This window comes from Thauera aromatica (assembly GCF_023093595.1).
In the GTDB taxonomy this organism is placed as follows: domain Bacteria; phylum Pseudomonadota; class Gammaproteobacteria; order Burkholderiales; family Rhodocyclaceae; genus Thauera; species Thauera aromatica_A.
The window spans coordinates 11,495-36,264 of record NZ_JALLIK010000089.1 but is presented as its reverse complement, the minus strand read 5'-3'; the positions used below and the strand labels follow the sequence as shown (position 1 = coordinate 36,264).

The window sequence follows — 24,770 nt, the reverse complement described above, 5'->3', positions numbered from 1 at the left end:
GCGCGGGCCTCTCCCGCCGCCGTCACCGATCCGGCACGATCGGCCGGGGAGGATGCGCCGAGGGCGACGGCGCGCTTTCAGGCCGCGGTGGCCCGCACGCACTCGCGCACCAGGGCCGGGCCGCGATAGACCAGGCCGCTGTAGAGCTGGACCAGCACGGCGCCGGCGTCGATCTTGGCGCGCGCACCGGAGCCGTCGAGCACGCCGCCGGCGGCGATGATCGGCACCTCGCCGGCGAGCGCGCCGGCGAGCCGGCGGACGACCGCGGTGGAGGCGTCGAACACCGGCGCGCCCGACAGTCCGCCCTGCTCGTTGCCGTGGGGGAGGCCCTGGACCTTGTCGCGCGTGATCGTGGTGTTGGTGGCGATCACCGCGTCGATGCGGTGGCGGCGCAGCGCGTCGGCGATGTTCACGATCTGGGCATCGTCGAGGTCGGGGGCGATCTTGAGGGTGAGCGGCACGTAGCGTCCGTGGGTGTCGGCGAGTCGTGCCTGCGCCGCTTTCAGGCGGCCGAGAAGGTCGTCGAGCTCGGACTCGCCCTGGAGCTGGCGCAGGTTCTTGGTGTTGGGCGAGGAAATATTGACGGTGACGTAGCTTGCCTGTGCATAGACCTTGTCGAGGCAGGCGAGGTAGTCGTCAGCGGCGCGTTCGATCGGGGTGTCGGCGTTCTTGCCGATGTTGATGCCGAGAATGCCGCGGTATTTTGCCGCCCCGACATGGGCGAGGAGGGCGTCGACGCCGTGGTTGTTGAAACCCATGCGGTTGATGATGGCGTGCGCTTCGGGCAGGCGGAACATGCGCGGGCGCGGGTTGCCCGGCTGCGCGCGCGGGGTGATGGTGCCGATTTCGATGAAGCCGAACCCCATGCGCGCGAGGCCGTCGATGGCTTCGCCGTTCTTGTCGAGGCCGGCGGCGAGGCCGATGCGGTTGGGAAAGCGCAAGCCCATCACCTCGACGGTCGGGGCCGCCTCGGGTTTGCCTGGGGGCAGCAGGCGACCGGCCAGGGCGAGGGCGTGCAAGGTCAGTTCGTGGGCGGTTTCCGCATCGAGCGAAAACAGCAGCGGGCGGGCGATGTCGTAGAGCATCGGCGGATTGTAGCGATTCGGCCGATGGGGTGCGACTGCCGTTCAGCTTGCGGCAAGTGGTCGCCACTCGCCTCCACGCAGTGCTTCGAGTCCCCCGAAGCGGGCCTTGTAGGCCATTTTCGGACTCTGCGCGATCCAGTAGCCGAGATAGACATGGGGCAGATGCAGGGCGCGGCAGGTCTCGATCTGCCACAGGATGCCGTAGGTGCCGAACGCCGTGCGTGCCAGCCCGGGTTCGTAAAAAGTGTAGACGCTGGAAAGTCCGTCGGAGAGGCGGTCGATCACGCTCACCATGCGCAGGATGCCGCCTTCGCGGAATTCGACCAAGTGGGTATCGACATGGCTTTGCAGCAGGAAGTGCTCGTACTGTTCGCGGCTGTCCAGGTCCATGCCGCCGCCGGCGTGGCGGGCGGCCTGATAACGCTGGTAGAGCAGGTAGTGTTCTTCCTCGAAGAGCAGCGGCAGCGCGCCCGCCTCCAGGTTGGCGTGCCGGTTCCAGGCGCGGCGCTGGCTGCGGTCGGGATGAAAGCGCTGCACCGGAATGCGCACCGGGACGCAGGCCTGGCAGTGATCGCAATGCGGGCGGTAGGTGAACACGCCGCTGCGGCGAAAACCCCGGCGCACGAGCTCGCTGTACACCTGCGGGTCGATCAGATGGCCGGGCGTAGCCACTTGCGACCGCGCGCTGCGCTCGGGCAGATAGGAGCAGGCATACGGAGCGGTGGCGTAGAACTGGATCAGCGCATAAGGATAGTCCTGTCGCATGATGTGGCCTGCAGGCAGCATTGCGGTTTCGTTCAGGGCCAGGCGAACTCGGTCGCCGCATCCGCCGGCCAGCGGCACGGGGGCGGGCCGAGCGGAGTCCAGTGCGCCAGCGCGCGGCAGAAGTCGGTCCGCGATATTTCCTCGGCGCCCATCGACAGCAGGTGCGAAGTCGTCATCTGACAGTCGATCATGCCATATCCACGCTCCGTGAGCAGGCGGGCGAGATGGGCGAGGGCGACCTTGGAAGCGTCCGTTTCGCGGCAGAACATCGATTCGCCGAAGAACACCTTGCCCAGCGCCATCCCATAGAGTCCACCGACAAGCCTGCCGTCGCGCCAACATTCGACACTGTGGGCATGGCCTAGTTCGTGCATCCGCTGGTAGGCAGAGCGCATTGCGGGGGTGATCCAGGTGCCCAGTCCGGGGCCGCGCGGTGCGGCACAGGCCTGCATCACGGCGGCAAAAGCCGTGTCGAGCCGGACTTCGAAGAGCTGCCGGCGCAGCGTCCGGCGCAGCGTCCGGCTGATGTGGAGGCGCTCGGGGAATAGGACCAGGCGCGGATCCGGGCTCCACCACAGGATCGGCTCTCCGGGACTGAACCAGGGGAAAATGCCGTTGCGGTAGGCGAGGAGGAGCCATTCGGGGGCCAGCGAACCGCCCGCTGCGAGCAGGCCATTCGGTTCCGCGAGCGCCTGCTCCAGCGGCGGAAAGGCCGGCTCGCTGCCCAGCCAGGGAATCATGCTCCGCCCGGTTGCGGCTGCTGCGCCTCGGGGTGGGCGGTGAGATCGAGCCCGGTGAGCTCGTCCTGGAACGTCACCACGTGATCGACATCGAGGCGGATGCCGATGCGTTCGCCAATGGTGTGGTTGTGATGGCTGGGAACCAGCGACAGCACCTTGGCCCCGCTGCTCAGGCGCAGCGTGTACAGGATGTCCGCGCCGCGAAAGGCTTTATGCACGATTTCGGCACGCAGCGGGCTGAGGTCGTCGTGGACGATGTCGTCCGGGCGCAGCAGGACATCGACGTCGCTGCCGTGGGTGCAGCCGCCACAGTCTTCGCCGCACACCAGCGGTACGGTGCTGTTGAGCACGCCGAGCTCGACGTGCACTTCGCGGTCGTTGAGCACGCGCCCGCGCAGGAAGCTGCCCTGGCCGATGAAGTCGGCAACGAAGCGGTTGGCCGGGCGGTGGTAGAGGTTGTACGGGGTATCCCACTGCTGGATGCGGCCCTCGTGCATGATGCCGATCTCGTCGGCGACGGCGAAGGCTTCGTGCTGGTCGTGGGTGACGAGGATGGCGGTGGTCCGGGTCGCCTTGATGATGTCGCGGACTTCGTAGGACAGGCGTTCGCGCAGCTCGACGTCGAGGTTGGAAAAAGGCTCGTCGAGCAGCAGCAGGCTCGGGCGCGGCGCCAGCGCACGGGCCAGGGCGACGCGCTGCTGCTGTCCTCCGGACATCTCGTGGGGGTATTTGCCGCCCTGGCCGCCCAGGCCGACGAGGCCGAGCAGCTCCTCGACGCGCGCCCGGCGGGCAGCGGCGTTTTCCCCGCGCAGGCCGAAGGCGATGTTTTCCGCCACCGAGAGGTGAGGGAACAGAGCGTAGTCCTGGAACACCATGCCGATGCGGCGGCGCTCCGGCGGCTGGGTGTAGGCGACGCTGCTGACGATGTTGCCATCGAGACTGATTTCGCCGGCACGCAGACGTTCGAAACCGGCGATGCACCGCAGCACCGTGGTCTTGCCGCAGCCCGAGGGGCCGAGCAGGCAGCCGATGCGGCCACGGTCGAGGCGCAGCGAGAGCTGGCGAACCACCAGGTGATCGCCGAAGGCGAGGTCGATGTCGTTGAGCTGGAGATGTGACATGGTCGGGCTTGCGGCGCAATGAATTCGTATCGCCCGCGATTATTGCATCGAGGCGATTCAAATGCGATCAATTATAATTTGCCATCGAAACGCGGGCGCCTGCCATCCGGCGCGCTCCACAACAACGGAAACGGAATGAATGCAAAGGGGGGGCAGGCCCGAGTGCGCCTGCAGGGCTCGACGCTGACATCGATGGCCGTGGTGATCGCAGCCTTGATCGCCGCACCGGTTTTGTCGGTATTTTCCAACGTCTTCATCGGCGGCACCAGTTCCACCTGGTCGCACCTGGCAGACACGGTATTGGGTGAATTCCTCTTCAATACCGTGGTGTTGTGCATCGGCGTCGGCCTGGGTGTGGCCTCGATCGGAATCACCACTGCCTGGCTGACGACGATGCTCGACTTTCCCGGGCGGCGCTTTTTCGAATGGGCGCTGGTGTTGCCGCTGGCGGTACCGGCCTACGTGATGGCCTATGTCTATACGGACTTCCTGCAGTACGTCGGGCCGGTGCAGACGTGGCTGCGCGACACCTTCGAGTGGGGGCGTGGAGATTATTGGTTTCCCGACGTGCGCACGGTGGGCGGGGCGGTGGCGATGTTCATGTTCGTCCTGTACCCCTACGTATACATGATCGCGCGCGCGGCTTTCCTCGAGCGCGCCGGTGGCATGCTCGAGGCCGGACGCTCGCTCGGGCTCGGCCCCTGGAGATCGTTCTTCCGCGTCTCGCTGCCGCTGGCGCGGCCCGCCGTGGTTGCCGGCACGGCGCTGGCCCTGATGGAAACCCTGGCGGATTTCGGCACCGTGTCCTATTTCGGGGTGCAGACCTTCACCACCGGGATCTACCGTGCCTGGTTCTCGCTGGGCGACCGTATCGCTGCCGCCCAGCTGTCGGCTGCGCTGCTCGCCTTCGTCGTCGTCGTGCTGACGCTCGAACGCATCAGCCGGGGGCGCGCACGCTTCAACAACACCTCGCGCCAGCACAGCCTTCCCGTTCGCCAGCGCCTGCCTTCGGCGCTGGGCGTGCTCGCCGCGTTTGCCTGCTTCATGCCCTTGCTGCTGGGCTTCCTGCTGCCCGGCGCGCTCCTGCTGGAGATGGCGTTTCTCGACGGCGACGCCCAGTTCGGTTCGCGCTTCGTGCACCTGGCGGGCAACAGCTTTGTCCTCGCCGCGCTGACGGCCCTGATCGCAGTGCTGCTCGCGATCGTCCTCGGCTATGCGGCGCGTCTGGCGCGCTCGCGTTTGCCGCATGCCCTGAACCGGGTGGTCGGACTGGGCTATGCCGTCCCCGGCTCGGTGATCGCGGTCGGGGTGCTGATTCCGCTGACGCGCCTGGACAACTGGCTTGCCCAGTCCTGGGAGGCGCTGTTCGGCAGCAACCCGGGGCTGCTGCTGACCGGGGGCATCGCTGCCCTGCTGTACGCCTACCTGGCGCGCTTTCTCGCCGTGGCGCTGCAGACCGTCGAATCCAGCCTGGGCAAGATCACGCCGAGCATGGACGATGCGTCGCGCAGCCTGGGGTTCGGTCGCTGGGCGACGCTGCGCCGGGTGCATGTGCCGATGCTGCGCGGCAGCCTGCTCACCGCCGGCCTGCTGGTGTTCGTCGATGTGATGAAGGAGTTGCCGGCGACGCTGGTGATCCGGCCGTTCAACTTCGATACCCTGGCGACCCAGGCCCACACCCTGGCCTCGGACGAGCGCCTGGCCGAAGCGTCCACCGCTGCGCTGATCATCGTCGCGGTCGGCCTCCTGCCGATGATCCTGATCTCGCGCCAGATCCTCGCCGTCCGGCGCAAGGCCTGAGGACGCCCGGGGGACGGCTTTCCCGTTCCCGCCCCGGCGAAGTGTCCACGCCCAGGCCGGGTGCCGGGTCTGGCCGCGCAAATGCGGCTTCGCGCCGCACTGCGGCGGTTTCGTGCCGCACCGCTGCCGGCGCCGTGGGCGGCCGCGGCAGGGTCGGGGCGTGATGCGGTTCCGGCGTGTTCACGGCAACGGCCCCCGCATCCGGAGGATGCGGGGGCCGTTGTTGCGCTCGTCGTCGGCGCCCGCCGGGGCCGGCGACGCCGTGTTCAGCGGTAGCCGGCGCGGTCGTAGATGCGCTGGGCTTCGGCGACGGTCGCGGCGAGCTCACCGATCGGCAGGGTGTCGGCCTTGAATTCGCCGAGCTTGTTCAGCGCGGCGTTGTCGACCTTGACGCCGGGCGCCACCGGCCATTCGTTGTTGCCGTTGGCGAAATAGGTCTGCGCTTCGTCCGAGGCCAGGTACTCGAGGAACTTGACCGCAGCTTCCTTGTTCGGGGCGTGCTTGAGCATGCCGGCGCCGGAAACGTTGATGTGCGTGCCCCAGGTGGCCTGGTTCGGCCACACTGCTTTCACTTTGGCGATCACGGCCTGGTCTTCGGGTTTGTCCGAATTCATCAGGCGGGCGAAATAGTAGCTGTTGGCGATCGCCACGCCGCATTCCCCGGCCGCGACGGCGCGGATCTGGTCGGTGTCGCCGCCCTTGGGCGCACGCGCGAAGTTGGCCACGATGCCGCTCGCCCATTTTTCGGTCGCTTCGGCACCGTTGTGCTTGATCATCGCCGCGCCCAGCGACAGGTTGTAGGGGTGGCTGCCCGAACGGGTGCAGACCTGGCCCTTCAGTGCCGGTTCGGCGAGCTGCTCGTAAGTCTGGACTTGCTCGGCTTTCACCATCTCCGGGTTGAAGACGATGATGCGGGCGCGGGTGGAGTAGGAGAACCAGTTGTCGGCACGCAGATGGGCGGGGATGCGGGCTTCCAGGGTGGCCGACTTCACCGCCTGGAAAATGCCGAGCTCATCGGCCTTGGCCAGGCGCGAAGCGTCGACGGTGATGAAGACGTCGGCCGGGCTGTTGGCGCCTTCGGTGCGCACGCGCTCGAGCAGTTCGTCTTCCTTGGCTTCGATGCGGTTGATCTTGATGCCGGTCTGCTTGGTGAAATTGCCGTAGAGCTGCTCGTCCGTCTGGTAGTGGCGGGCGGAATAGATATTGAGCTCGGCAGCGGTGGCGACGCTGGTGAATCCGATTGCGGACAGCAGGGAGGCGAGGACAGCTTTCTTGATCATGGTGGGTAACCTTGTGCGAGGGATGGCGGGTGATTTCTGGGAGCCGATATTAACGATAAAGATTTGCAGTTGCAAATAGTTCGCATTCGGTGCAGGATTAATGGGAACTGTTCTCAAATAAGAGGTTTGCATGAATGCACTGCTCGTCGGGGCCGACCGGCTCGGCAACATTCCCGATGTACTCCGCACTTTCGGCATCCGGATCGCCGCACATGTGAGCGGGCGCGACACCACGCATCAAAGACGGTGCGCACCGCTGCCGGCGGGGGTCGGATTGGTGATCCTGTTTACCGATTTCATCGGCCACAACGTCATGCAGCGCTTCCGCGATGCGGCCAGCCGCGAGGGGGTGATGGTGGTGTGCTGCCGGCGCTCGACTTGCGCATTGCAGCAGGCGTTGGGCAAGCGCCTGGGGGAAGCGTGTGCGGAGTGCTCGGTCGCTTGCGGTCGCCGGTGAACGCGGCGCGCAGGAGAGGGGGGAGTAGAGAAGGGGCGCCGCGACGGGAGTCGGGGCGCGCCGCGGGTGCGCTCAGCGTACGCCGAGCAGGGTGCGGGGTGTGTCGAAGGTGTCGCCGTCGCCGAGCAGGCGGCGTGCACCGTTGAAGCGCTGTGACCAGTAGCGCGAGGCGATGTTCTCCACCCGGACTTCGCCCCCCGAAGACGGCGCATGGACGAAGCGGCCGTCGCCCAGGTAGATGCCGACGTGCGAAAAGGTGCGGCGCATCGTGTTGAAGAACACGAGATCCCCGGGCTTGAGTTCCTGGCGGCCGATGCGGTCGCCCAGCGCGGCCATTTCGCGGGCCGTGCGCGGCAGGTCGAGGCCGACCGCATTGCGGAACGCGTTCAGCACCAAACCGCTGCAGTCGAGCCCGGTCGAGGGCGAAGTGCCGCCGAAGCGGTAGCGGATGCCGAGGTAGGAGAGCGCTTCATCGACCAGCTGCTCGGCGGCCGTGGCGTATTCATCCAGCGTTGAAACTGCGGTGGCCGCATCCTGGGTCGCCGGGCTGGCCTGGCTCGCGTAGGCGGCGGGAGGCAGCAAGAGCGCGAGGGCGAGGAGGAGGGGGCGGAAAAACATTCGGCGGAATATACGCAAGCGTTTCAAGGATGTAAATGGAAAAAGCGGTGCCGAAAGGCGTTTTCTGAACGGTTCTTCAGCGTCCAGGTCAAGCGCCCACTTATAGTGGTGGGCCGAACGCGCCGGTGCGGCGATGCTGGGCTCTCAAGAGAATGCAGGGTGGCCCCAAGTATTCCTGTCCCCCTCGGGGGAACGGCAAAGCCGTTTCCTGGGGGCGCTCAAAGGCTCCATTTCTGTCGGGAAGCCCGCTCGATGTCCGCGAGTGCCCGCGGCGTCGCTGCGCCGAGGGCCAGCGCGCGCGCCTGGGCGGCGAGCAGGAGTTGGGCGATTGCCCAGGCGTCGCCCAGGGCATGGTGGCGCTGAAAGGTTTCGATGCCGAAGCTGTTCATCCAGTCGGCGAGGCGGGCCGGGCGCACGAAACGATCCTGGAACAGGGCGGGCAGGATGTAGTAGAGATCGATCCACGGCAGCTCGGGAGTGATCCCGAGATGGGCCTGGAGGGCGCGCTCGAGCATGCTGCGGTTGAAACCCGCATTGAAGGCGACCAGCGGCGAGTTGCCGAAGAGGCCGAACAGGCCCGCCAAGGCGTCGGCCGGTACGGGCTGGAGCGGTGCGTAGTAGGCGTCCTGGGGGTGAATCAGCCCGCCGTCGACCGCAAGTCCGCCAATCGCCAGCAGGCGGTCGGCGTCCAGGTCGAGGCCGGTGGCTTCGGTGTTGACGACCACGTAGCGGGTTTCGAAATGGGGGCGGTCGAGTTCGGGAGGCGGCAGCTGTCGCCAGTGCCTGAGCCAGGCCTGCGCTTGCGCGCTCAGCGACGGCTGGTCGCCGCGCGCGGTAATGAGGCGCGACAGCCAGCTCATAGCTGATAGTCCAGCTTGAGCCGCAGTTGCAGCTTGCGCGCTTGGCGGAAGGCTTCCTTCAGGATGCGGCGGTCGAGCTCGTTGAGGGTGTCGGGGTCGATGCGGTTGTCACCCGGTGCGTCGTGCTCGGTTTCGAGGTGCTGGGCGCGCAGGCGCAGCAGCTGGATGAAGTGGAAACCGTCGATGATCGCAGCCACCTCCTCGGTGCTGACGCCCATCTTCGCGCTGGCCTGGCGCAGCCGCTGCACCGTGCTGCTGGAGTCGACCCCGGTGCGCAGCGCGAGGATGCGCGCGACATCGACGAAGAGGCGCGCGCCGGATTTCTTGAGGTCGATGCAGCCGTCGTCCTCGAGGACGAAATCGCGGATCCGCCCCAGCGGCGGCATCACCTGCAAGGCGTTGACCGCCATCATCCGCAGGAAGGCGGAATTGCCCTTGACCGTCTTGTTGAGCCAGCTGCGCAGCTGGTCGCCGAGCTGCTCGTTGCCGTACAGGACGCGGAAATCGAAGAAGATCGAGGCATTGAGCAGGGCCTGGGGGTCGGGCTCGCGAATCCAGGCGCCGAAGCGCGATTTCCATTCTGCGGGGGTCAGGCACAGCTCGGGGTTGCTGGCCATGATGTTGCCCTTGCACAGGGGAAAGCCACAGGCGGCCAGATTGTGGTTGACCGTCTTCGCGAACTCGATCAGGCGCCGCCGGATCGCTTCGCCGTCCTGGCGCTCGGGGTCGCGCCAGATGATGCCATTGTCTTGGTCGGTGGACAACGTCTGCTCGTGCCGGCCTTCCGAGCCGAACGCGATCCAGCCGAAGTCGATGCCGACCAGATCGTGTTCTTCGAGGGCCAGACCGATGATGCGCCGGGTCAGGGCGTCGTTGAGCGCGGAGATGAACTGGGTGAGCTGTTCGGCGCCGATGCCCTGGGCGATCAGGTTGAGCGCGAGCTGGCGGATGTCCCTGCTCGCGCGCTGCAGTGCCGCGATGTCGGCGGCGTTCTCGATGCCGGCGCGGATCTGGCGCAGGCTGATGCGCTGCAGGGCGAACAAATCGCGCTCGGATACCACGCCCTTGAGCCGGTTTTCGGTGTCCACAACGAGCAGATGACGCACGCCGTGGGTCGCCATTTCGAGTGCCGCGTCGTAGGCCGAAGCGGTGGCGGCGAGCTGATGGGGATTGGCGGTCATCAGTTCGCCGATCGGGCGGGACAGGTCGAACCCGGCCAGGATCACCCGCGGCAGCAGGTCGCTCTGGGTGAGGACGCCGACCGGATGGCGCTCGTCATCGACGACGACCATGCATCCGAGGCGCTGCAGCTCCATCTGTTCGAGTGCGCTGCGGGTCGACGTCTCCGGCGTGACGAACACCGGCGCCTTCTTGACCAACTGGCCGAGCGGAGTGGTCATGGTCTGCTGCTCGGCCGCACGCTGGGCGAAGGTGGTCTGCAGCTGCTGGCGGGACTGGGTCAGCAGGCTGGCGATGTATTGCGTGCAGAAGAGGTGGAACACCGGGCTCATCTGCATCAGCTGGAGGAACTCGTCGGCGCCGATCTGGTAGCAGAAGCTGTCTTCGGCCGCGGTGTAGGCGTTGGTCGAGGGCCGGCGTGCCGAGATCGCGCCGATCGGAAAGCATTCGCCCGGCCCCAGCGACAGGCTGGCATATTCGGTAACGACGGCGGCACCGGTCTGGCGCGCCTGCACCTTGCCCCGCTGCACGATGTAGAAATGCCGGGGGACCCCCATTTCAGGGGTCAGGATGTCGGCACCGCGCGGGTGGAAGGCGAGCACGGCATGCTCGGCGAGAAAGGCGAGCGCTTCGGCCTCCATGCGATTGAACGGCGAGAAGTTGCGCAGGAAATCCGTGCTGGCGCCCACCAGCAGATCGGTGGCAAGAGAGCTCATTGGCAGAGGCAGTCTTCAGAGTACTTCGGCGGCATGGTCGGCCAGGCGTGAGCGCTCGCCGCGCTGCAAGGTGATATGGCCGGAATGGGCCCAGCCCTTGAAACGGTCGACGACGAAAGTCAGGCCGGACGAACCTTCGGTCAGATAAGGGGTGTCGATCTGGGCGATGTTGCCCATGCACACCACCTTGGTGCCGGGGCCGGCGCGGGTGATGAGCGTTTTCATCTGTTTCGGCGTAAGGTTCTGCGCTTCGTCGATGATCAGGAACTTGTTCAGGAAGGTGCGCCCGCGCATGAAATTCAGGCTCTTGATCTTGATCCGGCTGCGGATCAGGTCGCGCGTGGCCGCCCGTCCCCAGTCGCCGCCTTCGCCGGTGGTGCCGTTGAGCACGTCGAGGTTGTCTTCGAGCGCCCCCATCCACGGCGCCATCTTTTCTTCCTCGGTGCCGGGCAGGAAGCCGATGTCTTCGCCCACCGGGACGGTGACGCGGGTCATGATGACTTCGCTGTAGCGTTTCGACTCCAGTGTCTGGGTCAGCCCGGCGGCGAGCGTCAGCAAAGTCTTGCCGGTACCGGCCTGGCCGAGCAGGGTGACAAAGTCGATCTCCGGGTTCATCAGCAGGTTCAGCGCGCAGTTCTGCTCGCGGTTGCGTGCGGTGATTCCCCAGATGTTGTTCTTGCTGTGGCTGTAATCGACCAGGGTCTCCAGCACCACGCTGCGCCCGTCCTTTTCCTTCACCCAGGCCTGCAGCGGGTTGTCGCCGTCCTGGAAAACGAACTCGTTGACCAGCAGGTCGGGGGTGAGCGGGCCGCTGAGCCGGTAATAGGTGCGGCCTTCCTCCTTCCACGACTCCATGCCGCGGCCGTGGGTGTCCCAGAAGTCGGCCGGCAGTTCGAGGGTGCCCGAGTACAGCAGGTCGCTGTCCTCGAGGACCTTGTCGTTGAAGTAATCCTGCGCGGCAAGGCCGAGGGCGCGGGCCTTGATGCGCATGTTGATGTCCTTGGAGACGAGGATCACCTCGCGCCCGGGGAACTTGTCGACCAGATGCATCACCACGGCGAGGATCTGGTTGTCGCCGCGCGCAGTGGGCAGGGCCGCGGGCAGGCGCACGTCGATCGCTTCGGTCTGCAGATGCAGGCGGCCGCTGGCCTGGCCGTGGGAGAGGGTTCCGAGGGCGATCCCGTTCTCGATGCCGTCGACCGCGGAGCTGACGATCTCGTCGAGCATGCGGCTGGCCTGGCGGGTGTTGCGCGCGACTTCGCTGGTGCCCTTCTTGTTGTTGTCCAGTTCCTCCAGCGTCATGATCGGCACGTAGAGGTCGTGTTCCTCGAAGCGGAACAGGCTGGTGGGGTCATGCATCAGCACGTTGGTGTCGAGCACGAAGAGCTTGCAGGGGGGACGCTTCCTGTTCGCGCCGCGCTTCGGTGTCGAAGCGCTCGCGGAAGTCGGGGCGGGGGCGGTTTTGCGGGTCGCGGGCATGTCGGAGCGGTCCGGTGAGGCAGCCGGGGCTGCGGAAACAGGGAATGCGGTTACAGCGCCTGCGCGGCGGCGAGCACTTCCTCGGCATGGCCGGGCACTTTCACGCCGCGCCACTCGCGGGCGATGTTGCCTTCGGCGTCGATCAGGAAGGTGCTGCGTTCGATGCCGCGCACCTGCTTGCCGTACATGTTCTTCAGCTTCATCACGCCGAAGGCTTCGCAGGCCGTCTCTTGAGGGTCGGAGACCAGCTCGAAAGGCAGTTCGAGCTTGGCCTTGAAATTCTCGTGGCTCTTCAGGCTGTCGCGGCTGACGCCGAACACCGTGCATCCTGCCGCGCTGAAGGCGGCGTGGAGGCTGCCGAAATCACGGGTTTCGTTGGTACAGCCCGGCGTGTTGTCCTTGGGATAAAAGTAGATCACCAGCTTGCGCCCGCGCAGCGCGGACAGGGTGACGGTGTTGCCGCCGGTGGCGGAAAGGCTGAAATCGGGGGCGGGAGTCGTGCTCAAGTCCGGTCTCTCCTGCGTAGTTATCCTGCGTGGCCTCGGCCGCCGGATTGTCATGCGGGACGATCTACCCGCAGTGGCAAGGGCGAGGGGGCGAGGGCGAACTCGGTCCGTGGCCAGAGTAGCCGAAGCGCATGCGGGCTGACAATGCCCGGCGCCGCGCCGCCGCGCCGCCGCGGCGGTGCGTGCGCGGAGGCGGGCTGTGGGGGCGGCTGCGGGGGGGCGTCACGCGGCCCGCTCGTGGAGCAGCGCCAAGGCGACGGCGCGGCCTTCGCCGACCAGGATGTTGTAGGTCCGGCAGGCCGCGGCGAAATCCATGAACTCGAAGCCGATGCGCGCCTCGACCAGCGGGCGCAGCAGCTGCGGCTGCGGAAAGCGCTGGCGGCGGCCGGTGCCGACGATCAGGATCTGTGCTCCGAGCCCGGCGGTCTCGGCCAGATCGGCCTCGGTGAGGCCGGCCAGGTCGCCGCCGGCCGCCGGCGCCCAGCCGGTGACGATGCGGTTGGCGGTGAGCAGCAGGTTGCCCTCGTAGCGTTCCTTGTCGATCATCACATGATCGTCGCCGTAACCGGTGACGACGTGGGTGTTGGTGTGGCTGTCGAGATAGAGCTTCATGGCGTGGGTTCGGTCGGTCGGAAAAAGGCCCGGCGGAAAAAAGGAATGGAGCGTGCGAGGCAGCGCGGCGTGGAAGAGGGGAAGAGAAGGAAGTGTGGAAAAGGGGAGAGGAGACGATTCAAAGTGACGATTCAAGGCGAAATTGCCGCAGTGCGGCAGCGGGGCTAAGATAACAACCTTTTGCGGCATGGGGAAAACCTTGCCGCCCTTCATTTTCCATCACGCAGGAAAGGCGATCATGAAAGCGGTGAAGACACTCGAGCTCGCAACGGTATCCCCGGAACCGGAGATCATTGCCGAAGCGGGCGCCGCCGCGAGTCGTCCGATCCGCAAGTCGGCCAAGCTCGCCGAGGTCTGCTACGACATCCGCGGCCCGGTGTTGACCCGCGCCAAGCAGATGGAAGACGAAGGGCACAAGATCATCAAGCTCAACATCGGCAACCTCGCCGCCTTCGGCTTCGATTCGCCCGAAGAAATCCAGATGGACATGATCCGTAACCTGCCCAACGCGGCGGGTTACTCGGATTCGAAAGGAATCTTCGCCGCGCGCAAGGCGGTGATGCACTACACCCAGGAAAAGGGCATCAAGGGCGTCGATATCGAGGACATCTACATCGGCAACGGCGTCTCCGAGCTGATCGTGATGGCGATGAACGCGCTCCTCGACGCCGGCGACGAAGTGCTCGTGCCGGCGCCCGACTACCCGCTGTGGACCGCGGCGGTGAGCCTCTCCGGGGGCAAGCCGGTGCATTACCTGTGCGACGAAACCCGCGACTGGATGCCCGATCTGGCCGACATGCGCGCCAAGATCACGCCCAATACCCGCGCCATCGTCATCATCAACCCGAACAATCCGACCGGGGCGGTGTATCCGGATGCGGTGCTCAAGGAGATCGTCGCCCTTGCGCGCGAGCACGACCTCATCCTGTACGCCGACGAGGTCTACGACAAGGTGCTCTACGACGGTGTCGAGCACACCTCGCTGGGGGCGCTGTCGGGCGACGTGCTGACCATCCTCTTCAACGGCTTGTCGAAAAACTACCGCTCCTGCGGTTACCGTGCCGGCTGGATGGTCGTGTGCGGCGACAAGCGTCGCGCCCACGACTACATCGAAGGCCTCAACATGCTCGCTTCGATGCGCCTGTGCGCCAACGTCCCCGGCCAGTACGCGATCCAGACCGCGCTCGGCGGCTACCAGAGCATCGACGACCTCGTCGCCGAAGGCGGGCGCATGCGCCGCCAGCGCGATCTGGCGTGGGAGCTGATCACCCGGATTCCGGGGGTCAGCTGCGTCAAGCCCAAGGCCACGCTGTACATGTTCCCGCGCCTCGACCCCAAGGTCTATCCGATCGAGGACGACCAGGCCTTCATCGCCGAACTGCTCGAGGAGGAGCGCGTGCTGCTGGTGCAGGGCTCGGGCTTCAACTGGCCGCATCCCGACCATTTCCGGCTGGTGTTCCTGCCGCACGAGGACGATTTGCGCGACGCCATCGAGCGCGTGGCGCGCTTTCTCGAACACTACCGCAAGCGCCACGGCACCTGAGGCCCGAGCCCGGGGCTCGCGTTTCCACTCCACTTCCTTCTGAAACCACGGAATTCACTGCATGAAACCGATCAATGTTGGCCTGCTGGGCATCGGTACCGTCGGCGGCGGCACCTTCACCGTTCTCAAACGCAACGCCGAGGAAATCACCCGTCGCGCCGGGCGCCCGATCCGCATCACCACGGTGGCCGACAAGAATCTCGAGCTCGCACGCCGGGTTACCGGCGGCGACGTGAAACTCTCCGACGACGCTTTCGCGGTGGTCGCCGACCCCGAGATCGACATCGTCGTCGAGCTGATCGGCGGCTACGGCGTCGCCCGCGAACTGGTGATGAAGGCGATCGAAAACGGCAAGCACGTGGTCACCGCCAACAAGGCGCTGCTCGCGGTGCATGGCAACGAGATCTTCGCCGCGGCGCAGAAGAAGGGCGTGATGGTGGCCTTCGAGGCCGCGGTCGCCGGCGGCATCCCGATCATCAAGGCGCTGCGCGAAGGCTTGTCGGCGAACCGCATCGAATGGCTGGCGGGGATCATCAACGGTACGACCAATTTCATCCTCTCCGAAATGCGCGACAAGGGCCTGCCCTTTGCCGAGGTGCTGAAGGAGGCGCAGGCGCTGGGGTATGCCGAAGCCGATCCGACCTTCGACATCGAAGGCGTCGATGCCGCGCACAAGGCGACGATCATGAGTGCGATCGCCTTCGGCATCCCGATGCAGTTCGACAAGGCCTACATCGAAGGCATCAGCAAGCTCGATGCGGTCGATATCGCCTACGCCGAACAGCTCGGCTACCGCATCAAGCTGCTGGGCATCGCGCGCCGGCGCGACGAAGGCATCGAGCTGCGCGTGCACCCGACGCTGATCCCGGCCAAGCGCCTGATCGCCAACGTCGAAGGGGCGATGAACGCAGTGCTGGTCCAGGCCGACGCGGTCGGCGCGACGCTGTACTACGGCAAGGGCGCCGGCGCCGAACCGACCGCCTCGGCGGTGATCGCCGACCTCGTCGATGTCACCCGCCTGCACACCGCCGATCCCGAGCACCGCGTGCCGCATCTGGCGTTCCAGCCCGACCAGGTGCAGGACATCCCGGTGCTGCCGATCGAAGAGGTGGTCACCTCCTATTACCTGCGCATGCACGTCGAAGACAAGCCCGGCGTGCTCGCCGACATCACCCGCATCCTCGCCGACAGCGGCATCTCGATCGAGGCCCTGATCCAGAAGGAAGCCGCCGAGGGCGAGTCGCACACCGACATCATCCTGCTCACCCACCAGACGGTGGAAGGCAAGGCCAATGCGGCGATCGTCCGCATCGAGGCGCTGCCGGTGGTGCAGGGCAGGGTCACCCGCCTGCGCATGGAAAGCCTTTGAGCGCGTAGCAGGACGATCGCGCTCTGCGACGACAGCCGCGCCCGAGGGCGCGGCCTTGCGATGTCCGGCGTGCTGCCGGGGCGGCCGCGCCACAGACCGGACTTTGAATGGAAACCGTGCGATGAGCACTACGATCGACCAGCTTTTCATCGGCCGCGTCCAGCCCATGCTGCCCGAGGGAGGAGCGACCGGGATCTACAAGGCGGCGGTTGCCGGCCGGGTGATGCTCACGCCCGGCGGGCTGCAAGGCGACGAGCAGGGCGACCTGCGTCACCACGGCGGGCCGCACAAGGCGCTGCATCACTACCCGGTGGAGCATTACGCCCTGCTTGTTCAGGAATGGCCGCACTGTGCAGGGCTCACCGGTGCCGGCGTGCTGGGCGAGAACATCAGCACCCGCGGGCTCACCGAGCACGATGTGTTCATCGGCGACATCTACCGCATCGGCGAGGCGCGGGTGCAAGTCAGCCAGCCGCGCTCGCCGTGCTGGAAGATCGACCGCCGCCTGGGGGCCGACAAGGCCTCGCGCTTTGTCGAGGCGGCCGGCATTACCGGCTGGTATTACCGCGTGCTCACGCCTGGCACGATCGCAGCCGGCGACCGGATCGAGCTCGAAGAGCGCCTGAACCCCTGGCTGAGCCTGGCGCATTACTGGGACAGCATCACCGCGCACCGCCCCGACCCGGCCCTTTTTCGCCGCATCGCCGAGGCTCCCGGGCTGGCCCCGGACAAGGCCGAGCGCTGCCGCGACCGCGCGGCGTGGCTGGAAAAGAACGGAGCCTGAGCGGGCCGCCCTCGTTCAGGAAGGGGTATGCTCTTCAAGCTGGCCGTTTTCATCGGCATTCTGATCGTCATCGCCGTGCTCGGCATGCGCGCCTATGCGGCGTCGATCCGCGGTTTCGAGGCACGGCTGGCGCAGGACACGCGCTTGCCCGAAGATGCCGGGCCAGGCTGAGCCCCAACCGAGGAGGAGAGATCATGCCGGATCACGTGTATAAGCTCGTCGAAATCGTCGGTTCGTCCCGTGAAGGAACGGACGCGGCGATCCGCAATGCGATTGAAACCGCAGCCCAGTCGATCCGCCACATCGACTGGTTCGAAGTGGTCGGAACGCGCGGCCACATCGTCGATGGCAAGGTCGCGCATTTCCAGGTCACGTTGAAGGTCGGTTTCCGTCTCGAAACGGACTGATTGTCTGCCGGGGCGGTCCGAAGGGGCGGCGAGTTCGATAGAATCGGGAGTTTGCGCTCCGGCGCGTGCATCGATAACGTCATCCTCGAGGACTGCTTCGTGAAGTATATTTCCACCCGCGGCCATGCCGGCCAGCCCGCCCACCCCGAGTTCTGCGACATCCTGCTCGGCGGACTGGCGCCCGACGGCGGGCTCTACCTGCCCGAAACCTACCCGCAGGTGACGCGCGCCGAGCTCGATGCCTGGCGCCGGCTGTCCTATGCGGAGCTCGCCTTCGCCATTCTGTCGAAGTTCATCACCGACATTCCGCCGGCCGACCTGAAGGCGATTTGCGACAAGACCTACACCGCCGAGGTTTACTGCCATGTGCGCCAGGGCGACCGTGCGGCCGACATCACGCCGGTGCACTGGCTCGAAGAAGGTCGCCTCGGTCTGCTCGAACTGTCCAATGGTCCCACACTCGCCTTCAAGGACATGGCGATGCAGCTGCTCGGCAACCTGTTCGAGTACGTGCTGGCCAAGCGCGGCGAAACCATCAACATCCTCGGCGCGACCTCGGGCGACACCGGCTCGGCGGCCGAGTACGCGATGCGCGGCAAGCATGGGGTGCGCGTGTTCATGCTCTCGCCGCACGGGCTGATGAGCCCTTTCCAGCGTGCGCAGATGTACTCGCTCCAGGACGGCAACATCTTCAATATCGCCGTCAGCGGGATGTTCGACGACGCCCAGGACATCGTCAAAGCGGTCTCCAACGACCACGCCTTCAAGGCGAAGTACAAGATCGGCGCGGTCAACTCGATCAACTGGGCGCGGGTCGCGGCGCAGATCGTGTATTACTTCAAGGGCTATTTCGCGGCCACCGCGAGCAACGACGAGCAGGTCGCGTTCTGCGTGCCTTCGGGCAACTTCGGCAACATCTGCGCCGGCCACATCGCGCGCCGGATGGGCCTGCCGGTGGCGAAGCTGATCCTCGCCACCAACGAGAACGATGTCCTCGACGAATTCTTCCGCACCGGGGTCTATCGTCCGCGCAAGGCCGCCGAGACCCATGTGACTTCGAGCCCGTCGATGGACATCTCGAAGGCGTCGAACTTCGAACGCTTCGTCTTCGATCTGCTCGGCCGTGACCCGCAGAAAGTCGCTGCGTTGTGGGCCGAGGTCGATGCCGGGCGTGCGTTCGACCTGTCGGCTTCCCCCGAATTCGCCCGCATCGCCGAGTTCGGCTTCGTTTCCGGCGCCAGCAGCCACGCCGACCGCCTGGCGACGATCCGCAAGGTCTTCGACCAGTACGGGGTGATGATCGACACCCATACCGCCGACGCGCTCAAGGTGGCCTGGCAGCAGGAGTCCGGAATTCCCGCCGGAGTCCCGGTGCTGGTGCTGGAAACCGCGCTGGCGGTGAAGTTCGCCGAAACCATTCGCGAGGCGCTGGGGCGTGAACCGGAGCGCCCGGCGGATCTCGAGGGCATCGAGAGCCTGCCGCAGCGCGTCGAGGTGATGGCGCCGGACGCGGACGCGGTCAAGCGCTTCATCGTCGACCGCGTCGGCGCGTAACGGCCCGGGCCGGCGGAACCGTTCCTGTCCCGCCGCCGGCCCGGAGAAAACTCAGCGCGCCTGTTCGGGCAGCACGATATTGACTTCGAGCACCTCGAAGTTGTCCTGCTTGTCGAGCTGGACCTTGATGTCGTCGGGAGCGACCGCAACATACTTCGAAATCACCTCGATCAACTCGCGCTGCAGCGCGGGCAGGAAGTCGATGGTCGGGCTGCCGTTTGCGCGTTCGTGGGCGATCAGCAGGGACAGGCGGTTCTTCGCGATTTCCGCGGTCTTCTTCTTTTCGCCGAACAGGCGGGTGAGCAGGGACATCTCACTTGCCTCCGAACAGGCGCTTGATCAGGCCGGGTTTCTCGTAGCTGACGAAGCGTAGCGGGCACTCCTCGCCGAGGAAGCGGCTGACGACGTCGGCGTAGGCCTCGGCGACGTCCGTGCCTTTGAGATGGATCGCCGGGGTGCCCTGGTTGGAGGCGTGCAGCACCGACTCGGATTCGGGGATGACGCCGATCAGCGGCACTCGCAGCAGTTCCTGCACGTCCTTATAGGAGAGCATTTCGCCTTCTTCGACGCGCTTGGCCGAGTAGCGGGTGAGCAGCAGGTGCTCCTTGACCGGCTCGCCGCCATCGCGGGCACGCTTTGATTTGGACTGCAGGATGCCGAGGATGCGGTCGGAGTCGCGCACCGAGGAGACTTCGGGGTTGGTGGTGACGATCGCCTCGTCGGCGAAAGTCAGCGCCATCACCGCCCCGCGCTCGATGCCTGCTGGGGAATCGCACACCACGTACTCGAAGCCCAGGTGCTCGAGTTCTTCGAGCACTTTTTCGACGCCTTCCTCGGTCAGGGCATCCTTGTCGCGCGTCTGTGAGGCGGGCAGGATGAAGAGGTTTTCGCAGTGCTTGTCCTTGATCAGGGCCTGGTTGAGGCGCGCTTCGCCATTGACGACGTTGACCAGGTCGTAGACCACACGGCGTTCGCAGCCCATGATCAGGTCGAGGTTGCGCAGACCGACGTCGAAATCAATGACTGCGGTCTTGAAGCCGCGCAGTGCCAGTCCCGAGGCGAAGGCCGCACTGGTGGTGGTTTTTCCGACGCCACCCTTGCCGGACGTTACGACGATGACTCTCACGGTTTCCCCTTGTGCGTGATCTGTGCTGGCCGCTCAACCGAGCTTGAGCGCTTCGATGTTGAGTGTGTGTTCGGCGCCGGCCAGCCGCACCAGGGCGGGTTTGCCGGCGAAGTCTTCGGCAATGCCGGACTCGAAGGTGCGATAGACGCCGGCGATCGAGACGAGCTCGGGGCCGAAGTCGCTTGTCAGGATGCGTGCCGCCTGCTCGCCCGTTGCGCCGGCGATGGCACGCCCGCGCAACGGGCCGTAGCAGTGGATGCTGCCGTCGGCAATGACTTCGGCCCCGGGGCTGACGCCGCCGAGAAGAACGAGATCGGTGCCGCGGGCGTAGACCTGCTGTCCGGAACGCAGCGGGCGATCGACGAACATCGTCGGCGGAGCCGAGGTCGGTGCCGGAGAAGCGGTCGTGGCGGGGGCCGCAGCGGCAGGCGCGGGCGCGGGTTTCGCCGCCGGGGCCGTGGTCGAAGCGGGGCGCTCATGTCCCGGCCGCGCGGAGAATTGTGCGGCATCGAGCAGGGCGAGCCCGGCCTGACGGGCACTGGCGCAATGAGCTTCGGCGAGCCGGGTGATTCCGATCGGCTGGAGGCGATAGCGCCGCAGCAAGGATTGCAGGCCGGCCCAGTCGATGCGGGCCGGCAGTTCGCGGAGCGTGCCGCAATCGAGGATCACGGGTTCGCCGTTGAAGAAGTCCGGCATGCCGCCGAGCATCTTGTGCAGCGCATCGGCGAGCGCGGCGGGTTCGGCTATTTGCAGTACGGCGACGGTTGCGCCCAGGGTCGTGTTGCGGAACTCGATCGGACGGGCGGGCGCGTTAGCGGACATGGACGGAAAGGGCTTTAAGTTCAGGGGAGTGTACTGATCGGCACGCGTTCGGGCAAGCTGCGGCCGCCATGCCGTAGCGATCGCCCCGGCGGTGCCGGAATGCGCCTTCCGGGCCGCGTCGTCCGGCGTCTGCGCAGGGGTCAATGCAGGGTCGGCGGATGGAATAGCGCGTCGACGTCGGCGGCGTCGAAACGGTAGCTGTGGTTGGAGAGATCGTCGTGGACGAGAATCTCGCCGTGCTCGGCGAGGATCGCGCGCACTTCGTCCTCGCCCAGCGCACGCAGCATCGCCGCGACCTTGGCCGGATCGGCGGGCCAGTCGTGGGTCACCGGGCGGGCGTCGAACAGGCGGACGTTTTCCTCGGCGAACAGACGACGCAGGAGGTCGTGCGCTTCGAGTCCGAGCAGCTCGTCGCTGCGTACGGTGTGGGCGAGCTGGAGTACGCGCGACCAGCCGTCGAGATCCTTCTGGTCGGCGCCCGGCAGCTTTTGCACGAACAGGGCCGCTGCGGCCCCCTCGCTGCACGCCAGCCACAAGCCGGCCGGCTGCTGCTCGGACTGGGCGAGGTAGTGCTGGAAAATTTCCGCGATGCTGCCGCCCTCGAGTGGCACCAGGCTCTGGTACGGCTGCGCCAGGCCGGGAATGTCGAGCGAGAGTTGCAGGCGGCCGTCGCTGATCAGTTCGCTCGGCGTATCTTCGGCGAGTACGCGTTCGCCCTTCGCATAACCGCGCAGGTTGAGGGTTTCGGTGCAGTCGACGACGAGCAGGCTGAGCGGGCCATGGCTGCTGACCTGGAAGGTGAGGCGGCCGGGCTGCTTGAGGTTGCCGGCGATGACCGCGGACACCGCGCTCATCTCGCCGAGCAGGCGGGCGACCGGTGCCGGGTAGCCGCGGCCGACCTGCATGGCCTGCCAGACGTCGGTCAGGCGCACGATGGCGCCGCGGATGTCGAGATCTTCGAGCAGGAAGCGCTGGACGTAACTGGAAGGAAGGGGGGCGCTCATGGCTTGTTTCCGGTGAAGACGGCGGCGAAGCGTTCGAGGTCGAGACCGATGACGAGTTCGCCAGTGGCGGCCTCGATCACCGGTCGACGGATCAGTCCGGGGTGAGCCTGCATCAGCGCGATCGCTGCTGCTTCGCTGGAGATCGCCTGCTCTTCGGGGGAGAGCTTGCGCCAGGTCGTGCCACGCTTGTTGACCAGCTCTTCCCAGCCGAGGCGTTCGCACCAGCGTTGCAAGGTGGCGGCGTCGATGCCGGATTTCTTGTAGTCGTGGAAGCGGTAGGCGGCACCGGTGCCTTCGAACCAGGCGAAGGTTTTTTTCATCGTGCCGCAGTTCTTGATTCCGTGGATCACGGCTTGCATCGCACTCTCCATCTGTTCGCGCCGTCCCTCACTTGCCACTGCGGGCGCGTGCGAAAGCCGCTGCGAGCGCGCCGCCCGCAGCGGGAGGGTCCTGTTCGCGGCGCTTTGCAGGTGGGGGCGGCGGTTTGCCTCCGGGGGCGGGCGGGCGGTTTTCTCCGTTGCGGGGTGGGCGGCGGTCGCCGTCGCGGTGTGCCGGTCGACGGGCCTGCCCGGTGCTGCGGTCGTGCGTCTCGGGGTGCGCAGCGGTGGGACCTTCGCTGCGGCGCGCTGCGGTTTCGTCGCCCAGGCGCATGGTCAGCGCGATGCGTTTGCGTGCGACGTCCACCTCCTGCACCTTGACCTTCACCACCTGGCCGGCCTTGACCACGCTGTGTGGGTCCTTGACGAAGCTGTTCGACAGCGCCGAGATGTGCACCAGGCCGTCCTGATGCACGCCGATGTCGACGAAGGCGCCGAAGTTGGTGACGTTGGTGACCACGCCTTCGAGCAGCATCCCCGGCTGCAGGTCCTTCAGCGTCTCGACGCCGTCACGGAAGCTGGCGGTGCGGAACTCGGGGCGCGGGTCGCGGCCGGGTTTTTCCAGCTCGGCGAGGATGTCCTGCACGGTGGGCAGGCCGAAGCGCTCGTCGGTGAACTCGGCCGGCTTGAGCGACTTCAGGAAGCTGCCGTTGCCCATCAGCTCGCGCACGCTCTTCTGCACCCGGGCGAGGATGCGCTCGACCACCGGGTAGGCCTCCGGGTGCACCGAGGACGCATCGAGCGGGTTGTCGCCGCTGGGGATGCGGAGGAAGCCGGCGGCCTGCTCGAAGGTCTTCGGCCCCAGGCGCGGCACGCCCTTGAGCGCGTCGCGGCTGCGGAAGGGGCCGTTGGCGTCGCGATAATCGACGATGTTGGCGGCGAGCGTCGTGCTGAGGCCGGAGATGCGCGCCAGCAGCGGGGCGGAGGCGGTGTTCACATCGACGCCGACGGCGTTTACGCAGTCCTCGACCACGGCGTCGAGGCTCTTCGCCAGCCGGCCCTGGTTGACGTCGTGCTGGTACTGGCCGACGCCGATCGACTTGGGGTCGATCTTGACCAGTTCGGCGAGCGGGTCCTGCAGGCGGCGGGCGATCGACACCGCGCCGCGCAGGCTGACGTCGACGCCGGGGAACTCGCGCGCGGCGAGTTCCGAGGCCGAATACACCGAGGCGCCGGCTTCCGACACCATGACCTTGGTCAGGCGCAACTCGGGCTGGCGCTTGAGCAGCTCGGCGACCAGCGCGTCGGTCTCGCGCGAGGCGGTGCCGTTGCCGATCGCGATCAGCTCGACGGCGTGCTTCTTCGCCAGCGCGGCGATGGTAGCGATTGCCGATTCGCGGTCGCGGCGCGGCTCGAAGGGGTACACCGTGGCGGTGTCGACGAGCTTGCCGGTAGCATCGACCACGGCGACCTTGACCCCGGTGCGGATACCGGGGTCGAGCCCGATCGTGGCGCGCGTGCCGGCGGGCGCGGCGAGCAGCAGGTCCTTCAGGTTGCGGGCGAAGACGCGGATCGCCTCTTCCTCGGCGCGCTCGCGCAGCTCGCCCATCAGCTCGAGCTCGAGGTGGATCGAGATCTTCACGCTCCACGCCCAGCGCACCGTCTCGGCCAGCCAGCGGTCGGCGGGCCGGCCCTGGTTGCGGATGCCGAAGCGGGCGGCGATGCGGCCCTCGCAGGGGTGGGGCGCGTCCGCGTCGGCGCGCTCCACTTCCAGCGCCAGGCGCAGCACGCCCTCGTTGCGCCCGCGCAGCAGCGCCAGTGCACGGTGCGAGGGGATGGCGGCGATCGGCTCTTTGAAGTCGAACCAGTCGCGGAACTTGGCGCCTTCGCTCTCCTTGCCTTCGAGGACGGTGGAGCGGACCTCGCCGTGCTCGTGCAGGTAGCGGCGCAGCTCGCCGAGCAGGGCGGCGTCCTCGGCGAAGGTCTCCATCAGGATCTGGCGTGCGCCGTCGAGCACGCTCTTCACCTCGGCGAAGCCGGCCTCGGCGTTGAGGAATTTCCCCGCCTCGGTCTCGGGCTCGAGCGTCGGGTCGGCGAGCAGGGCCTCGGCGAGCGGGCCGAGGCCGGCCTCGCGCGCGATCTGCGCCTTGGTACGGCGCTTCGGTTTGTAGGGCAGGTAGAGGTCTTCGAGGCGCTGCTTGGTGTCGGCGTCCTCGATCTCGGCGCGCAGCTCGGCGGTGAGCTTGCCCTGCTCCTCGATCGAGGCGAGCACGGTGGCGCGGCGCTCTTCCAGTTCGCGCAGGTAGCCGAGGCGTTCTTCGAGCGTGCGCAGCTGGGTGTCGTCCAGCCCGCCGGTGACTTCCTTGCGGTAGCGCGCGATGAAGGGGACGGTGGCGCCGTCGTCGAGGAGCTGGACGGCGGCGATGACCTGGCGCGGCGAGACGCCGAGCTCGTCGGCGATGCGGTATTCGATCGGGGGCAGCATCGGATAAGGAGGCGAAGGCGGAAGCGAAGGGCTGGATGGTGCAGCAAGCGCCGGCCAGCGACAAGCATTCGGTGCCGCAGCATTCGGTGCCGCAGCATTCGGTGTTGCACGGGCGGCAGGCTCCTGCTGGGGGCCCGTGGT

The 24,770-nt window shown here is 66.7% G+C and carries 25 protein-coding genes; 8 read left to right on the top strand and 17 right to left on the bottom strand.

The window, feature by feature from the left end; translation table 11 throughout:
• Positions 1–77: 77 nt before the first annotated feature.
• The 4 genes from MXC99_RS05380 to MXC99_RS05365 are packed head-to-tail and all read right to left on the bottom strand — an operon-like array spanning position 78 to position 3,711.
• Positions 78–1,085, bottom strand: coding sequence for a quinone-dependent dihydroorotate dehydrogenase (locus tag MXC99_RS05380; protein ID WP_247724486.1), 1,008 nt, complete (start codon positions 1,083–1,085; stop codon positions 78–80).
• Positions 1,086–1,127: 42 nt separating this feature from the next.
• Positions 1,128–1,850: an arginyltransferase gene (locus MXC99_RS05375; RefSeq protein WP_247724485.1), complete on the bottom strand. Its 723-nt coding sequence runs from the start codon at positions 1,848–1,850 to the stop codon at positions 1,128–1,130.
• A 32-nt stretch (positions 1,851–1,882) separates the two neighbouring features.
• Positions 1,883–2,590, bottom strand: a complete 708-nt coding sequence (aat, locus tag MXC99_RS05370) for a leucyl/phenylalanyl-tRNA--protein transferase (RefSeq protein ID WP_247724484.1) — start codon at positions 2,588–2,590, stop codon at positions 1,883–1,885.
• Positions 2,587–3,711: an ABC transporter ATP-binding protein gene (locus tag MXC99_RS05365; protein WP_247724483.1), complete on the bottom strand. Its 1,125-nt coding sequence runs from the start codon at positions 3,709–3,711 to the stop codon at positions 2,587–2,589. Before MXC99_RS05365 ends, aat begins: the two co-directional genes overlap by 4 nt.
• 135 nt (positions 3,712–3,846) lie before the next feature.
• Between MXC99_RS05365 and MXC99_RS05360 the strand changes: the two genes are divergently transcribed.
• On the top strand, positions 3,847–5,511 hold the full coding sequence (locus MXC99_RS05360) for an ABC transporter permease (RefSeq protein WP_247724482.1): 1,665 nt from the start codon (positions 3,847–3,849) through the stop codon (positions 5,509–5,511).
• Between the two features lie 266 nt (positions 5,512–5,777).
• Here MXC99_RS05360 and MXC99_RS05355 read toward each other — a convergent pair whose 3' ends face one another.
• Positions 5,778–6,791, bottom strand: coding sequence for a Fe(3+) ABC transporter substrate-binding protein (locus MXC99_RS05355; RefSeq protein WP_247724481.1), 1,014 nt, complete (start codon positions 6,789–6,791; stop codon positions 5,778–5,780).
• A 130-nt stretch (positions 6,792–6,921) separates the two neighbouring features.
• Between MXC99_RS05355 and MXC99_RS05350 the strand changes: the two genes are divergently transcribed.
• Positions 6,922–7,248, top strand: a complete 327-nt coding sequence (locus tag MXC99_RS05350; RefSeq protein ID WP_247724480.1) for a DUF2325 domain-containing protein — start codon at positions 6,922–6,924, stop codon at positions 7,246–7,248.
• Between the two features lie 72 nt (positions 7,249–7,320).
• Here MXC99_RS05350 and MXC99_RS05345 read toward each other — a convergent pair whose 3' ends face one another.
• From MXC99_RS05345 to MXC99_RS05320, 6 genes are all read right to left on the bottom strand, one after another.
• A complete protein-coding gene (locus MXC99_RS05345) occupies positions 7,321–7,866 on the bottom strand; it encodes a C40 family peptidase (protein ID WP_247724479.1) in 546 nt (181 codons plus the stop codon).
• A 218-nt stretch (positions 7,867–8,084) separates the two neighbouring features.
• Entirely contained in the window at positions 8,085–8,726 is a 642-nt protein-coding gene (locus tag MXC99_RS05340; protein WP_247724478.1) for a 3'-5' exonuclease, read from the bottom strand.
• Positions 8,723–10,621 carry a DUF294 nucleotidyltransferase-like domain-containing protein gene (locus MXC99_RS05335; RefSeq protein ID WP_247724477.1) on the bottom strand — a complete coding sequence of 633 codons (1,899 nt, stop codon included), beginning with the start codon at positions 10,619–10,621 and terminating at the stop codon, positions 8,723–8,725. Before MXC99_RS05335 ends, MXC99_RS05340 begins: the two co-directional genes overlap by 4 nt.
• A 15-nt stretch (positions 10,622–10,636) precedes the next feature.
• Complete coding sequence (locus MXC99_RS05330) at positions 10,637–12,100, bottom strand: PhoH family protein (RefSeq protein ID WP_247724476.1); 1,464 nt, start codon at positions 12,098–12,100, stop codon at positions 10,637–10,639.
• Positions 12,101–12,150: 50 nt separating this feature from the next.
• Positions 12,151–12,606 (bottom strand): peroxiredoxin, encoded by a 456-nt coding sequence (locus tag MXC99_RS05325; protein ID WP_247724475.1) that lies wholly within the window; start codon positions 12,604–12,606, stop codon positions 12,151–12,153.
• Positions 12,607–12,828: 222 nt separating this feature from the next.
• Positions 12,829–13,218, bottom strand: coding sequence for an Mth938-like domain-containing protein (locus MXC99_RS05320; protein WP_247724474.1), 390 nt, complete (start codon positions 13,216–13,218; stop codon positions 12,829–12,831).
• Positions 13,219–13,456: 238 nt separating this feature from the next.
• On the opposite strand from MXC99_RS05320, the gene MXC99_RS05315 reads away from it, so the two are divergent.
• The 6 genes from MXC99_RS05315 to thrC all read left to right on the top strand — a co-directional run bounded on the left by MXC99_RS05315 (position 13,457) and on the right by thrC (position 18,875).
• Positions 13,457–14,761 (top strand): pyridoxal phosphate-dependent aminotransferase, encoded by a 1,305-nt coding sequence (locus MXC99_RS05315; protein WP_247724473.1) that lies wholly within the window; start codon positions 13,457–13,459, stop codon positions 14,759–14,761.
• A 61-nt stretch (positions 14,762–14,822) separates the two neighbouring features.
• Complete coding sequence (locus MXC99_RS05310) at positions 14,823–16,130, top strand: homoserine dehydrogenase (protein ID WP_107220903.1); 1,308 nt, start codon at positions 14,823–14,825, stop codon at positions 16,128–16,130.
• 121 nt (positions 16,131–16,251) lie between these two features.
• A complete protein-coding gene (locus tag MXC99_RS05305) occupies positions 16,252–16,914 on the top strand; it encodes an MOSC domain-containing protein (protein ID WP_247724472.1) in 663 nt (220 codons plus the stop codon).
• Between the two features lie 27 nt (positions 16,915–16,941).
• Positions 16,942–17,085, top strand: a complete 144-nt coding sequence (locus MXC99_RS05300; RefSeq protein WP_247724471.1) for a hypothetical protein — start codon at positions 16,942–16,944, stop codon at positions 17,083–17,085.
• A 23-nt stretch (positions 17,086–17,108) separates the two neighbouring features.
• Entirely contained in the window at positions 17,109–17,321 is a 213-nt protein-coding gene (locus MXC99_RS05295; protein WP_107220905.1) for a dodecin, read from the top strand.
• Positions 17,322–17,420: 99 nt separating this feature from the next.
• Positions 17,421–18,875, top strand: coding sequence for a threonine synthase (thrC, locus tag MXC99_RS05290; protein WP_247724470.1), 1,455 nt, complete (start codon positions 17,421–17,423; stop codon positions 18,873–18,875).
• Positions 18,876–18,926: 51 nt separating this feature from the next.
• On the opposite strand, the gene minE is transcribed toward thrC, so the two are convergent.
• The 6 genes from minE to MXC99_RS05260 form a co-directional block, all read right to left on the bottom strand.
• Complete coding sequence (gene minE, locus MXC99_RS05285) at positions 18,927–19,187, bottom strand: cell division topological specificity factor MinE (RefSeq protein ID WP_247724469.1); 261 nt, start codon at positions 19,185–19,187, stop codon at positions 18,927–18,929.
• Between the two features lies 1 nt (position 19,188).
• Positions 19,189–20,001 carry a septum site-determining protein MinD gene (gene minD / locus MXC99_RS05280; protein ID WP_107220907.1) on the bottom strand — a complete coding sequence of 271 codons (813 nt, stop codon included), beginning with the start codon at positions 19,999–20,001 and terminating at the stop codon, positions 19,189–19,191.
• 33 nt (positions 20,002–20,034) lie between these two features.
• The gene (gene minC / locus MXC99_RS05275) at positions 20,035–20,823 is read right to left on the bottom strand and encodes a septum site-determining protein MinC (RefSeq protein WP_247724468.1); all 789 of its coding nucleotides are present in this window, start codon (positions 20,821–20,823) and stop codon (positions 20,035–20,037) included.
• Positions 20,824–20,963: 140 nt separating this feature from the next.
• Positions 20,964–21,827 (bottom strand): Hsp33 family molecular chaperone HslO, encoded by an 864-nt coding sequence (locus MXC99_RS05270; RefSeq protein WP_247724467.1) that lies wholly within the window; start codon positions 21,825–21,827, stop codon positions 20,964–20,966.
• On the bottom strand, positions 21,824–22,186 hold the full coding sequence (locus MXC99_RS05265) for a Spx/MgsR family RNA polymerase-binding regulatory protein (RefSeq protein WP_247724466.1): 363 nt from the start codon (positions 22,184–22,186) through the stop codon (positions 21,824–21,826). Before MXC99_RS05265 ends, MXC99_RS05270 begins: the two co-directional genes overlap by 4 nt.
• 28 nt (positions 22,187–22,214) lie before the next feature.
• A complete protein-coding gene (locus MXC99_RS05260) occupies positions 22,215–24,629 on the bottom strand; it encodes a Tex family protein (RefSeq protein WP_247724465.1) in 2,415 nt (804 codons plus the stop codon).
• Between the last annotated feature and the right edge of the window lie 141 nt (positions 24,630–24,770).